The following is a 12560-nucleotide window of genomic DNA, read 5'->3' as shown; positions in this document are numbered from 1 at the left end:
GCCGGGGCGAGAGCCCCGGCCACCGCCTTAGTGCGTTGTACGGCGTACAGGGACTGTTCTACGGTGTACAGCATGTCCACCTCCCCGGCTCCCGAGGTCCCCCAGGGCCACCCCCAGCGCTGGCTGATCCTCGGTGTCATCTGCCTCGCGCAGCTCACCGTCCTGCTCGACAACACCGTGCTGAACGTGGCGATCCCCTCCCTCACCCGGGAGCTGGGCGCGGCGACCTCCGACATCCAGTGGATGATCAACGCCTACTCGCTGGTGCAGTCCGGGCTGCTGCTCACCGCGGGCAGCGCGGCCGACCGCTACGGCCGCAAGAAGATGCTGATCGCGGGGCTCGCGCTGTTCGGCGTCGGTTCCCTGATCGCCGGACTCGCCGACTCCACCGGGCAGCTGATCGCCGCGCGGGCCGGGATGGGTGTGGGCGGCGCGCTGCTGCTGACCACGACCCTCGCCGTGGCGATGCAGATCTTCTCGCCCGAGGAGACCCCGAAGGCGATCGGCATCTGGAGCGCGGTGAACGCGCTGGGCTTCGCGGTCGGCCCCCTTCTCGGCGGCTTCATGCTGAACCACTTCTGGTGGGGCGCGATCTTCCTGATCAACCTGCCGGTGGCGGCGCTGGGGCTGGTCGCGGTCATCGCCCTCGTGCCCGAGTCGAAGAATCCGAGCGGCGACCGGCCCGACGCCCTGGGCGCCGTACTCTCCACGATCGGCATGACCTCGCTCGTGTACGCGATCATCTCGGGGCCGGAGCACGGCTGGACCTCGGGCAGGGTGCTGCTGACCGCGGCCGTGGCGGTGGCCGTGCTGGGGGCCTTCGCGTACTGGGAGAGCCGGATCCCGTACCCCATGCTGGACCTGCACTTCTTCCGGGACCGGCGCTTCACGGGCGCGGTCGCCGGGGCGGTGCTCATCACCTTCGGCATGGGCGGCGCGCTGTTCCTGCTCACCCAGCACCTCCAGTTCGTCCTCGGGTACGGGGCGTTGGAGGCGGGCCTGCGGACGGCCCCGCTCGCGCTCTCGGTGGTGGCGCTGAACTTCTCGGGGCTGTCGGCGAAGTGGACGGCGAAGCTGGGCGCGCCGGTGTCGATCGCGCTCGGCATGGCGCTGATGTCCGGCGGACTGGTGTCGATCGCGACGCTCGCCGCCGACGGCTACGGCGGCACGCTCGTCGGCCTGCTCCTCATCGGCGCGGGCTGCGCGCTCGCCAACCCCGCGATGGCGTACGCCATCATGAGCGCGATCCCCCCGGCGAAGGCGGGCGTGGGCGCGGGCATCAACGGCACGCTCGCCGAGTTCGGCAACGGCCTGGGCGTGGCGGTGCTCGGCGCGGTCCTCAACTCCCGCTTCGCCGCGCTGATCCCGGTCGCGGCGTCCTCGCTGCCGGCGGCGCTGGCGTCGGCGGGATCGGCCGAGGAGCGCGGACGGATCACGGACGCGTTCTCATCGGGCCTGGAGACCAGCCAGCTGGTGGGCGCGGTGGCCGTGCTGCTCGGCGGACTGCTGGCGGCGGCGTTGCTGCGCCGGGCGGAGCGGGCAGACTCCGCGGTGGCGGCGTCCGCGTAGCGCCCGCTTAGCATCAGGGAGGGGGCGGATCCGGGTATTCCGGAACCGCGCCCGCCGAAGTCCGAAGTCCGAAGTCTGAAGTCCGACAGCAGCGAGAAGGTGCGCCATGGTGAGGGCAGCCGACCGGGCCGAGCGTCCGGCACGGACCAGCGTCTGGCTGGAGGGCAAGGTGCCCCGGGGCGGCGGGGCGCGCGGCGGGCAGCCGTCGGGGCTCGACCGGGAGCGCATCACCCGGGCGACGATGCGGCTGCTGGACGCGGAGGGGCTGGCCAAGTTCTCGATGCGCCGGCTCGCGGCGGAGCTGAACGTCACGGCGATGTCCGTGTACTGGTACGTCGACACCAAGGACGATCTGCTCGAACTCGCCCTGGACGCGGCCTTCGGCGAGCTGCGGTTGCCGGCGGCCGACGCGGACGAGGACTGGCGCGAGCAGCTGCGGGCGCTGGCCACGGAGTACCGGGGGCTGCTGGTGCGCCATCCCTGGCTGTCCCCGCTGGCCGGCACGTACCTCAACATCGGCCCGCACTCGCTGGACTTCTCCCTCACGGTCCAGCGGGTGATCCGCCGCACCGGGCTGCCGGCGCACGGGCAGATGGGCGCGATCTCGGCGGTCTTCCAGTTCGTGTACGGCTTCGGCACGATCGAGGGCCACTTCATCGAGCGCTGCTCGGCGGCCGGGATGAGCCAGGACGACTACTTCCGCCAGGCCATGAGCGCGGTGACCGAGGCCCCCGAAGTCGGCGAGGCCGTCCACCAGTCCGCGGACCTCATGGAGGCCCGCGGCGGCGACACGGTGGAGGAGATGAGGGAACGGGACTTCACCTTCGCCCTGGAGACCTTGATCGCGGGCATCGAGGCGATGGTGGAACGCGGCTGACCGCCCACGGCCGGACCGCCCGGGGGACCGGACCGCCTACGGCCGGCCCGTCCACGGCGACGGACGGGCGCCCTACTCCTGCGAAGCGAGCCGCGCCGGGAAGCCCCCCGTCGCCACCGGTCCCCAGCGTTCGGGGGTGATCCGGATGATGGACTTGCCCTGCTTGATCATCGCCTCCCGGTACTCGTCCCAGTCGGGGTGCTCCCCGGCGATGTTCCGGTAGTACTCCACCAGTGGCTCGACGGAGTCGGGGGTGTCGAGGACCTCGGCCGTGCCGTCGATCTGGACCCACGGCCCGTTCCAGTCGTCGCTCAGCACGATCAGGCTGACCTGCTCGTCCCGCCTGGCGTTGCGCGTCTTGGCGCGCTCGGGGTAGGTCGAGACGACGATGCGCCCGGAGTCGTCGACCCCGCAGGTCAGGGGCGAACCCTGGGGGCTCCCGTCGGTGCGGCGCGTCAGCAGGATCGCGCGGTGGCGGGGACGTACGAATTCCAGCAACTCGTCCAGCGATACGGAGGTGTTCGTCGCGATGTTCGGTGCCATGCGGGCAGCTTAGGGTCCCCGGCTGCCGGTGCCGGGCTGCCGCTCCCGGTGAGGGTGACCCTGCTGGGCCTACGCCTGCGGCAGCGTGTCGCCCTGTACCGCCTGGATGTCCAGCTCCACCTTCAGCGTCGTACCGATCGCCGTGATGCCCGCCTGGATCACCTGGTTGTAGTTCATCGCGAAGTCCTCGCGCCGCAGTTCCGCCGTGGCCCGGAAGGCCGCCCGCGTACCGCCCCACGGGTCCGAGCCCGTGCCCAGATAGGCGAGGTCCAGGTCGACCGGCCGTACGACCCCGTGCATGGTCAGTTCGCCGTGCACCGTCCAGCGGTCGGAACCGGCCGCGCCGATGCCCGTCGAGCGATAGGTGATCTGCGGGTACGTCTCCACGTCCAGGAAGTCCGGCGACTTCAGGTGCCCGTCACGCATGGCGTTGCCCGTGTCGATGGACGCGGCGCCGATGACGGCCTCCACGCGGGACTTCGCCACGTCGTCGGGCGCGATCTCGATGCGGCCCGCGAACTCGGTGAACCGGCCGTGCACGCTGGAGATCCCCAGGTGCTGGGCGACGGCACCGACGGAGGAGTGCGCCGGGTCGATGGTCCAGGCGCCGGGCGGCGGCAGTTCGGTGCCGCCCTGCCGAGCCAGCGTCACAGTGCCGACCTCGGCCCGGCCGCTCGCCGTGACGATGGCGCTCGACGCGGCCGGCGCGTACCCCACGGCGGTGACGATCACGGTGTGGGCGCCGGGCGCCAGCGCGGTCCCGTCGCGGACGACGCCCTCCCCGTCGGCCTCGGCGCGCACCACCTGGGCGCCCGTCATATCGGTCACCGTGACGACCGCGTGCGACACGGCCCATCCGTCCCGGGTGCGGATCCGTGCGGTCAGTCCCATCGTGTGCTCTCCCTCTAAATCCTTGGAAATCCCCGTGAAACGCTCAAAAAAATCCGGCCCGCGGGGGCGCACCTCCGCTCAGAGCGCGCCCCCACGAGCCGGGGTCCTGCCTACTCGCCCGGGTGGGAGAGCGCGATGTCGTGGTCGTCGACGCCGCGGCCGCCCACCGTCAGGGCCGTCGCCACCGGCGGGTAGCCCGTCGCGATGACGGTGTACTCGCCGCTGTCCAGGTCGGTGAAGGCGTACGCGCCGTCCGCACCGGTCCTGGCCGTGCCGACCACGTTGCCGGCCGCGTCGACCAGCGTGACCCGCGCGTCGCCGAGCGGCCCGCCCGGTGCCCGGACGACACCCTGGACCTGCGCGCCGGAGCTGAGCTCGACCTCGACCCGGGTGACCCCGGTGCCGCCGACCTCGACGGGCAGGGCGAGCGGACGGTGACCCGCCGCGTTCACGGCGACCGTCACGGCGCCCGGCACCAGCTCGGCGAACGAGAACTCGCCCTGCTCACCGGTCGTCCCGGTGGCCAGCACATCGCCCCGCACATCGGTCACGATGACCATGGCGTCCTTGACCGGGGTCCCGGTCTCGACGGCCCGCACGACCCCGCTGAGGCCGCTGGTGCCGCTCAGCAGGATGTCGTACGCGACCGGCTCGTCGTTCACGACGATCGTGGAGGCCTGCGGCTGGAAGCCGTCGGCGGAGGCGATCAGGACGTACGAGCCCGTGCCCGGCGCGTCCACCGCGTAGGAGCCGTCGAACTGCGCGACCGACCGGCCGAGCTGCCGTCCCGCGAGCGAGATCAGCGTCACCGCGGCCTGCGGGACGGGGGCGCTCTCGGTGCCGCGGACGTAGCCGCGTACCGGGATCCCGCCGAAGGCCTGCTCACCCGGGCCGGCGGCCATCGTGGCGACCGCGGACAGCGGCTGCGTGCCCTCGGGACCGGCCTCGGTGGTGGCGACGGCCCAGCTGGGGACCTTCTCCTGTTCCTGCGCCGCGCCGGACGCCGTGGCGGCCTCGGTGGCCTCCGCGACCTCGGGGGTTCCGGTGACACCGGTCGGCGTCGCCGCCTCGGCGTTGGCCTGAGCGGCCTGCGCCAGACCGCCGGAGGTCCGCAGCGGAACCTCCTTGATGAAGAGGGTGACGACGAAGGCCAGCAGCGCCAGGCAGGAGGCGATCAGGAAGACGTCCGCGATGCCGTGCCCGTACGCGCTCTCCATCACGGTGCGCAGCGGCGCGGGCAGCTTGTCCATGTCCGGGATGCTGCTGGAGGAGCTGGACCCGGCGGCCGCGGCCGCGTACTTCGGGCCGAGGTCGGTCAGGCCGTCCTTGACGTAGTCGGTGATCCGGTTGGCCATGACCGCGCCGAGCGCGGAGACACCGATCGCACCGCCGAGGGACCGGAAGAAGGTGACGGTCGAGCTGGCCGAGCCGAGGTCCTCGGGGGCCACCTGGTTCTGCGTCGACAGCACCAGGTTCTGCATCATCATGCCGATGCCTAGACCCATGACCGCCATGAAGATCGCGATCTTCCAGTAGTCCGTGTCGTAGCGGATCGTGCCCAGCAGGCCGAGGCCCGCCGTGACCAGGACGCCACCGCTGACCAGCCAGGCCTTCCACTTGCCGGTCTTGGTGATGACCTGGCCGGAGACGGTGGAGGAGATGAACAGGCCACCGATCATCGGGATGGTCATCACGCCCGACATGGTCGGGGACTTGTCGCGGGCCAGCTGGAAGTACTGGCTGAAGAACACCGTGCCGGTGAACATCGCGACACCCACGAAGAGCGAGGCGATGGAGGAGAGGGTGATGGTGCGGTTGCGGAACAGCCGCAGCGGGATGATCGGCTCGCTCGCCTTGGCCTCGACCAGCACGAACAGCAGCCCGAGGACGATCGCGCCGCCGACCATCGCGTAGGTCTGCCACGAGATCCAGTCGTACTTGTCACCGGCGAAGGTGACCCAGACCAGCAGCAGCGAGACCGCCGCGGAGATGAAGAACGCGCCGCCCCAGTCGACCTTCACGTCCCGCTTCACGACGGGCAGGTGCAGGGTCTTCTGGAGCACGATCAGCGCGATGACCGCGAACGGCACACCGACGTAGAAGCACCAGCGCCAGCCGAGCCACGAGGTGTCGGTGATGACACCGCCGAGCAGCGGGCCGCCGACGGTGGCGACGGCGAAGGTCGCGCCGAGGTAGCCGGAGTAACGGCCCCGCTCGCGCGGGGAGATCATCGCGGCCATCACGATCTGGGCGAGGGCGGAGAGACCGCCGACGCCGACGCCCTGGACCACCCGGCAGGCGATGAGCGTGCCGGCGTTCTGGGACAGACCCGCGGCGGCCGATCCCAGCACATAGATGACGAGGGCTATCTGGACGAGTGCCTTCTTGCTGTACAGGTCGGCGAGCTTGCCCCACAGGGGCGTGGTCGCGGTCATGGACAGCAGCGCGGCGGTGACGACCCAGGTGTAGGCGGACTGGCCGCCGCCCAGGTCACCGATGATCTCGGGCAGGGCGTTGGAGACGATCGTCGACGACAGGATCGCGACGAACATGCCGAGCAGGAGACCGGAGAGGGCCTCCATGATCTGCCGGTGCGTCATCGGGGCGCCGTCGGGACCGCCTCCGTGCTTGGCGTGAGAGCCCCGCACACCGGCTGGTGTGGTCGTTGCCATGGGCTTCCTTTTCTTACGTGTCTTATGCGGGTGTACGGGTGGTCGGAACGGGCGGGCCGACTACGTCGTCGGCCTCCGTCGAATACGGGTGCGGGGGCCGCAGCGTGGAGCGGCAGTCGCCGAAGCTCTCGCGCAGCCGGGCCATGAGCTGGATGAGCAGACCGACCTCGTCGTCGGACCAGTCGCTCAGCCGTTCGGCCAGGAGCTGCGACGAGCGCCGGGACAGCTCGCCCAGCTGCTCCTTTCCCGCAGCGGTGAGGTGCAGGATGCGCGAGCGCTTGTCCGCGGGGTCGGGGGACCGTTCGATCCAGCCCCGGTCCGCGACGTGGGTGACATGGCGGCTGGTCACCGACATGTCCACGGCGAGCAGCTCGGCGAGCCTGCTCATCCGCATGTCGCCGTGGCGGCCGAGCAGCGTGAGCACGGCGGCCGAGCCGCCGGGACAGTCGTGCGGCAGGATCCGCGTCATGTCCCGCTTCACGGCACCGAAGGCGCTGAGCTGACGGGCCAGTTCCTCGTACTGCGTCTGCTCGGCCATCACACCTCCCGTATTCGTTGCTTAGGGCAACCATAGGAAAGTTGGTTGCCGCAGGCAAACTAAATAGGGTCTTCAGGGATAAAAACTTGGCAAAGGCAAGTATTGGCAGGCGTAAAGCCGCAGGTGGGGAGGTCAGGAGCGGTCGATCGACGCCCTGCCCGTCCCGTGGCCGAGGGCGAGGACGTCCGGCCCGGCAGGGGCCCCACTTGGGTAGTCCCCGCGTATTCGCTAGGGTCCTGGGCCATGGCTAACACCCAGGGCCCCGAGGGCAACTACGACCCCGCCGGCAGCACCCAGATGTTCCGTGCCTTCGTCGACGAGGGCCCGCAGGGCCGTCAGCAGCCGCAGGCGCCCGCTCCCGCCGGACCCCGCCTCGGCCTGATCGTCGGCATCGTCGTCGCCGTGGTGGTCGTCGCGGCCGTCGCCTGGCTCGCGCTGAAGTAATCGTCCGGGCGGCCGGGCCGGCGGCAGCTCACTCCCCCTGGACGGACACGTCCCGGGTCTCGATGTGCATGCCCAGCGGTACGCGCCAGGCGTCGACGCACACCGTCCAGGTCTTCTTCCGGGTGGCGCCGGCGGCGATCGGGACGGGCAGGTCCTCGGTGGACTCGATCGTCGCCCAGTCGATCCCGAGCGCCCCGATGATGTGCGTACCGAAGGTCACCGTGCCCGAACGCGCCGCGCCGCCACCGGTGTTGTGAAAGGAAACGGTCACCTTCTCGCACCACCGCTTGTCGGACGCTTCGCGCACGGGAGTACTCACGCTCAGCGCGGCGGGCCCGCCGAGCGTCGCACTCCCGCCCGTCGACGTGCCGCCACCGCCGCCGCCCCCGCCCCCGCCGCCGGACGACACCGACGGGGTCGGCGAACCTCCGTGCGCACGACCGGGGTCGGCACGGCCGCCCGACGGCGCGGAACCGGAGCCTTCCGGCGCACCGGACGCGGACGGCCCCGAACCGCCTTCGCCGCCGGGTGAGTTGCCGTCGGCCGCCGAAGACTTTCGGCCGGGGCTGCCGGAGACGGACGCACCGTCCAGCGGCACCAGCGTCACATCCCCCGTAGGAGCCGCCGCCCCGGACGCCCGGGGTGTGTCCCCGGGGCCCACCGCGGCATACCCCCCGCCGCCCCCGCCGTTTCCGCACGCGGCCAGTACGGCTCCCAGGCAGACCAAAGCCGCCGAGGCGCCCGCAAGAGCGCCTCGGCGGCCATGTGTCGGTGCTGCACCCGGCCTACGGCCAGGCCCTCCGCTCAGTCCTCGACTCAGCCTTTGACTCGGCCCTCGACGCATCGCGCCAGTGTGGCTGACGATCCGTCAATTTTGAACCCTCAGGCACCTGTACGGCCTCTCAGGCACCTGCGGGTCCGCGAGGCCTCAGTCGGAGATGAGGCCTTCCCGCAGCTGGGCCAGCGTGCGGGTCAGCAGGCGGGAGACGTGCATCTGTGAGATGCCGACCTCCTCGCCGATCTGCGACTGCGTCATGTTGGCGAAGAACCGCAGCATGATGATGCGGCGCTCGCGCGGCGGCAGCTTGGCGAGCAGCGGCTTGAGCGACTCGCGGTACTCCACGCCCTCCAGTGCCGTGTCCTCGTAGCCGAGGCGGTCGGCCAGCGAGCCCTCGCCGCCGTCGTCCTCGGGGGCCGGGGAGTCGAGGGAGGAGGCGGTGTAGGCGTTGCCCACCGCCAGTCCGTCGACCACGTCTTCCTCGGACACGCCGAGGACGGCGGCGAGTTCGGCGACCGTCGGCGAGCGGTCCAGCTTCTGGGAGAGCTCGTCGCTCGCCTTGGTGAGGGCCAGGCGCAGCTCCTGGAGGCGGCGCGGCACGCGGACCGACCACGACGTGTCCCGGAAGAAGCGCTTGATCTCGCCCACGACCGTCGGCATCGCGAACGTCGGGAACTCGACGCCGCGTTCGCAGTCGAAGCGGTCGATCGCCTTGATCAGGCCGATGGTGCCGACCTGGACGATGTCCTCCATCGGCTCGTTGCGGCTGCGGAAGCGGGCTGCCGCGTACCGTACGAGCGGGAGGTTCAGTTCGATGAGGGTGTCCCGGACGTACGCGCGCTCCGGGCTGCTCTCGTCGAGTGCGGCGAGCCGCAGGAAGAGGGAGCGGGACAGGGTGCGGGTGTCGATGGCCCCCGAGGTCTGCGGAGCCGGGACTTCCGTGGCCGGAAGGTCCGGGGCCGGAAGGGTCGGGGCTTCCGAGGCCGGGACGGCCGGGACGTCATGAAGCACGTCGGGCGCGGATTCGCTCTTCGTGAGCGTGAGCACCTTCGAGCTGCCCTGGTCTGCGGACATGCCACCCCCTTTGGGTCGCGGACGGTCGCGGCGGACGCTCCCGTCGGAGGAACGCAGCCTCCACCTGAATACCGGAGGCGAGGCCGCGGCAAACGCGCTTCCGGCAGAATGTCACATGTCGGCAACACGCTGTAGTGACATGTCGACATGGAGAGGGTGAATACGCCCTGGATAAAGGGGGTCTGACGGTTTATCAGCGCAGAACTGTCGGGAAGAGCGCCGATGAGCGATTCGCTCTTGTCGGTTACGCCTCGATCCTGTTTGCGGATCGCAGTCGCGCGAAGCTACGGGCGAGCAGCCTTGACACATGCATCTGGGAGACACCCAGTTCGGCGCTGATCTGGGACTGCGTCAGATTGCTGTAGTAGCGCAGGAGGAGGATGCGCTGTTCGCGCTCGGGCAGCTGTACGAGGAGATGCCGTACGAGGTCGCGGTGCTCGACCCCGTCGAGGGCCGGGTCCTCGTAGCCGAGCCGGTCGAGGAGTCCCGGCAGCCCGTCGCCCTCCTGGGCCGCCTCCAGTGAGGTCGCGTGGTACGAGCGTCCGGCCTCGATGCAGGAGAGCACCTCCTCCTCGGTGATGCGCAGCCGCTCGGCGATCTCGGCCGTGGTCGGGGAGCGCCCGAAGGCGGTCGTCAGGTCCTCGGTCGCGCTGTTCACCTGCACCCACAGTTCGTGCAGCCGGCGCGGGACGTGGACCGTACGGACGTTGTCGCGGAAGTACCGCTTGATCTCGCCCACGACGGTCGGCATCGCGAAGGTCGGGAACTGCACGCCCCGGTCGGGGTCGAAGCGGTCGATCGCGTTGATCAGGCCGATGGTGCCGACCTGGACGACGTCCTCCATCGGCTCGTTGCGGCTGCGGAAGCGGGCGGCCGCGTAGCGGACGAGCGGGAGGTTGGCCTCGATGAGCGCCCCGCGGACGCGGCTGTGTTCCGGACTGCCCGGACGCAAGTCCTTGAGCTGGGCGAAGAGCACCTGGGTGAGGGCGCGGGTGTCGGCGCCGCGGCGCTTCTCGGGGGCGGCGGCGGTGTCCTGGAACTGGGTGGGAGCGGGGGTCTGAACGGGGGTCTGAACGGGGGTGGCGGCCTGGGCGGGGGCGGTGGCGGGTAGGACGGAGGGGGCCGGAGCGGGAGCCGGAGCACCTTCCTGGGGTGGCGCAGTACTGGCCGACAAGGTCAACGCCACCTCTTCATCCGTCAACGCATCCGTCAACTCACCGTCAAAAGCGGTCATAGCATCACAAGACATGTGCACTGTGTGCAAGCACCGCATAACTCCGTGTTGAAGGCGAGTTGGGCGTGTTATGGGGCGTAGGGCGCGCAAAAGCCCCCGGCCGGTTCGGCGGAGGGCTTGTGCGGGCTTGTCCGGGGGCGCTCAGAACTCGTAGTCGGCGATCACCCACGTGGCGAACTCCCGCCACAGTGCGACGCCCGCCTGGTGTGCCGGGTGCTCCAGATAGCGCTTGAGGGCGTCCGTGTCCTCGACCGCCGAATTGATCGCGAAGTCGTACGCGATGGGCCGGTCGGTGATGTTCCAGTCGCACTCCCAGAAGCGCAGCTCGTCGATCTGACCGCCGAGGGCGCGGAAGGCGCGTACGCCCTCCACGACGCGCGGGTCGTCGCGCTCGACGCCCTCATTGAGCTTGAAGAGGACCAAGTGGCGGATCACGGGTGCTCCCAGGGGTGCGACGTCGGCCGCCCGGCTCCGGGGAGCCTCAGTTCTTGGCCCCGTCGGCGATCCATGACATGAAGTCGCCGATGGCCTGAGCGGCATTGGAGATGCCCTCGAACCCTATCTGGACATAGTCGGCCGCTTTGGCCGGGTCTGTGATGATCACGTAGAGCACGAAGACCACGAGCACATAGAGAGCGATCTTCTTCGACTGCACCGCCACCGCGGCCTCCCCCGTCTCCTGCGCCCCGCGGGGCCCGGTTGCCGCCGGTGAGTGTAACCCGGGCATGTGTTCGGAGGCCCCTAAAGGATCACGTGTCCACCACGTCCTCACCGCGCCTTTGCGGACCAACGCGCGGAGGGCGGAGGACCCTTGCCGGGCCGTGTGCCGGGCCGTGCGGGGGACAGGGGCGGCTGAGGGCCGGCCGGCGGTGGGGGGTGGGGGCGGACACGGGGCGCGGCAGGGAATCCGGGGGCCCGGTCCCGTCCCGGACGCACGAAGGGCCCCGTCTTTCGACGGGGCCCTTCACAAGCGGTAGCGGAGGGATTTGAACCCTCGGTGACTTGCGCCACACTCGCTTTCGAGGTCTGTTCGTGCTGGTCAGAGCGCGATACGCGCGTGTTCAGGGGCGTTCATTTCGGTACTGGCGCCGTGCCCGAGGGTCGGTTTGAACGACCCTGGACGACTCTGAGCAGCAATGAATGAGACGGAAAGTGAGACGGGCGGAGTCTCGGTGGGGCACCCAACCCCGCCCCCCGTTTGCACTGGTCAATGGGCGCAAGCTGGAGCGGTTCCAGCCGCAGGCACCTCCGCCCCGCCTGGTGAAGCTTTACGGCTCCTGCGCCGCTTCTGCGCACTCCGGGTGGCCTTGAACAATGCTGCGGAGATGCCGGAGGAGAGTACTGCGAAAGCGACCCAGGCTGTCGTCGCCGGCCCGTTCGCAGCCTGCGCGGAGAAGATGACGGCGGCGTAGCATCCGGCGGTGCTTATGAAGAGCACCCCGCACAGGGTGAACCCGGCGGCCTCTAGGCGACGCTGAATCCGGTCTAGCTCCTTGAGCCGGGATGCGACTTGTGTAGGGGAGAGGCCATTACACACAGCAGCCTCCGGTGGCGGCGGCCCTCGCGGTGTAGTTCCAGGGGTGACGAGCCGTGACCTGCGTCTCGTCAGTCTGGCACTTTCTAGGTGCATCACTACGATGGGACATGGGTGACGACTCCTCTGGAGATCGGCTGAAGACCCGGCGGCCCCCTGTTCGCAGCAGGGGGCCGCAGCCGTTTCAGGGCTGCGGCTGGCCACCGTGAAGACCCCTGTAGGGACCTCCTGCACTGATGACAGCGAAGCGCGACGAGGGAATCAAGGAACGTGTGATGCGTCACAATTGTTCAACTAGGCCATCGAAAATTGCCCGTCACTGCCCGTAGTGCAGCGCAGGTCAGGCCGTACGGCTCGCCGAAGTGCAGTGTCGTCGGCGGAGTGGCCAATACCCCTACCTCGGCCC

12 protein-coding genes are annotated in these 12560 nt (G+C 70.1%); 3 read left to right on the top strand and 9 right to left on the bottom strand.

The genetic code is table 11. From position 1 onward, the window contains the following. Nucleotides 1-72: 72 nt before the first annotated feature. Both GTY58_RS21945 and GTY58_RS21940 read left to right on the top strand, forming a co-directional pair. A complete protein-coding gene (locus tag GTY58_RS21945; RefSeq protein WP_010985621.1) occupies nucleotides 73-1569 on the top strand; it encodes an MFS transporter in 1497 nt (498 codons plus the stop codon). 106 nt (nucleotides 1570-1675) lie between these two features. Continuing rightward, complete coding sequence (locus GTY58_RS21940; RefSeq protein WP_010985620.1) at nucleotides 1676-2446, top strand: TetR/AcrR family transcriptional regulator; 771 nt, start codon at nucleotides 1676-1678, stop codon at nucleotides 2444-2446. A gap of 72 nt (nucleotides 2447-2518) precedes the next feature. On the opposite strand, the gene GTY58_RS21935 is transcribed toward GTY58_RS21940, so the two are convergent. The 4 genes from GTY58_RS21935 to GTY58_RS21920 form a co-directional block, all read right to left on the bottom strand. Beyond that, complete coding sequence (locus GTY58_RS21935; protein WP_010985619.1) at nucleotides 2519-2989, bottom strand: PPOX class F420-dependent oxidoreductase; 471 nt, start codon at nucleotides 2987-2989, stop codon at nucleotides 2519-2521. Nucleotides 2990-3058: 69 nt separating this feature from the next. Further along, a complete protein-coding gene (locus GTY58_RS21930; protein ID WP_010985618.1) occupies nucleotides 3059-3880 on the bottom strand; it encodes a YceI family protein in 822 nt (273 codons plus the stop codon). A gap of 110 nt (nucleotides 3881-3990) precedes the next feature. Next, a complete protein-coding gene (locus GTY58_RS21925) occupies nucleotides 3991-6552 on the bottom strand; it encodes an MFS transporter (protein WP_010985617.1) in 2562 nt (853 codons plus the stop codon). A gap of 22 nt (nucleotides 6553-6574) precedes the next feature. Continuing rightward, a complete protein-coding gene (locus GTY58_RS21920; protein WP_010985616.1) occupies nucleotides 6575-7090 on the bottom strand; it encodes a MarR family transcriptional regulator in 516 nt (171 codons plus the stop codon). A 243-nt stretch (nucleotides 7091-7333) separates the two neighbouring features. Between GTY58_RS21920 and GTY58_RS21915 the strand changes: the two genes are divergently transcribed. Then, nucleotides 7334-7534: a hypothetical protein gene (locus tag GTY58_RS21915; protein ID WP_037647654.1), complete on the top strand. Its 201-nt coding sequence runs from the start codon at nucleotides 7334-7336 to the stop codon at nucleotides 7532-7534. Nucleotides 7535-7562: 28 nt separating this feature from the next. Here GTY58_RS21915 and GTY58_RS21910 read toward each other — a convergent pair whose 3' ends face one another. The 5 genes from GTY58_RS21910 to GTY58_RS21890 form a co-directional block, all read right to left on the bottom strand. After that, nucleotides 7563-8132, bottom strand: coding sequence for a hypothetical protein (locus tag GTY58_RS21910; RefSeq protein WP_306292865.1), 570 nt, complete (start codon nucleotides 8130-8132; stop codon nucleotides 7563-7565). Between the two features lie 330 nt (nucleotides 8133-8462). Further along, entirely contained in the window at nucleotides 8463-9386 is a 924-nt protein-coding gene (locus tag GTY58_RS21905; RefSeq protein WP_010985613.1) for an RNA polymerase sigma factor SigF, read from the bottom strand. A 244-nt stretch (nucleotides 9387-9630) separates the two neighbouring features. After that, the gene (locus GTY58_RS21900; protein ID WP_042493384.1) at nucleotides 9631-10620 is read right to left on the bottom strand and encodes an RNA polymerase sigma factor SigF; all 990 of its coding nucleotides are present in this window, start codon (nucleotides 10618-10620) and stop codon (nucleotides 9631-9633) included. Nucleotides 10621-10761: 141 nt separating this feature from the next. Further along, nucleotides 10762-11055: a Dabb family protein gene (locus GTY58_RS21895; RefSeq protein WP_010985611.1), complete on the bottom strand. Its 294-nt coding sequence runs from the start codon at nucleotides 11053-11055 to the stop codon at nucleotides 10762-10764. 46 nt (nucleotides 11056-11101) lie between these two features. Further along, nucleotides 11102-11281 carry a hypothetical protein gene (locus tag GTY58_RS21890; protein WP_010985610.1) on the bottom strand — a complete coding sequence of 60 codons (180 nt, stop codon included), beginning with the start codon at nucleotides 11279-11281 and terminating at the stop codon, nucleotides 11102-11104. Nucleotides 11282-12560 lie beyond the last annotated feature (1279 nt).

Source organism: Streptomyces sp. SID5469, assembly GCF_009862865.1.
GTDB lineage: Bacteria > Actinomycetota > Actinomycetes > Streptomycetales > Streptomycetaceae > Streptomyces > Streptomyces avermitilis.
This window is presented reverse-complemented; position numbering and strand designations above follow the sequence as displayed.

Bases quoted from the DNA above. Each gene is read 5' to 3' on its own strand.
- GTY58_RS21945 (WP_010985621.1), top strand. From the start codon at position 73: ATGTCCACCTCCCCGGCTCCCGAGGTCCCCCAGGGCCACCCCCAGCGC.
- GTY58_RS21940 (WP_010985620.1), top strand. From the start codon at position 1,676: ATGGTGAGGGCAGCCGACCGGGCCGAGCGTCCGGCACGGACCAGCGTC.
- GTY58_RS21935 (WP_010985619.1), bottom strand. From the start codon at position 2,989: ATGGCACCGAACATCGCGACGAACACCTCCGTATCGCTGGACGAGTTG.
- GTY58_RS21930 (WP_010985618.1), bottom strand. From the start codon at position 3,880: ATGGGACTGACCGCACGGATCCGCACCCGGGACGGATGGGCCGTGTCG.
- GTY58_RS21925 (WP_010985617.1), bottom strand. From the start codon at position 6,552: ATGGCAACGACCACACCAGCCGGTGTGCGGGGCTCTCACGCCAAGCAC.
- GTY58_RS21920 (WP_010985616.1), bottom strand. From the start codon at position 7,090: ATGGCCGAGCAGACGCAGTACGAGGAACTGGCCCGTCAGCTCAGCGCC.
- GTY58_RS21915 (WP_037647654.1), top strand. From the start codon at position 7,334: ATGGCTAACACCCAGGGCCCCGAGGGCAACTACGACCCCGCCGGCAGC.
- GTY58_RS21905 (WP_010985613.1), bottom strand. From the start codon at position 9,386: ATGTCCGCAGACCAGGGCAGCTCGAAGGTGCTCACGCTCACGAAGAGC.
- GTY58_RS21900 (WP_042493384.1), bottom strand. From the start codon at position 10,620: ATGACCGCTTTTGACGGTGAGTTGACGGATGCGTTGACGGATGAAGAG.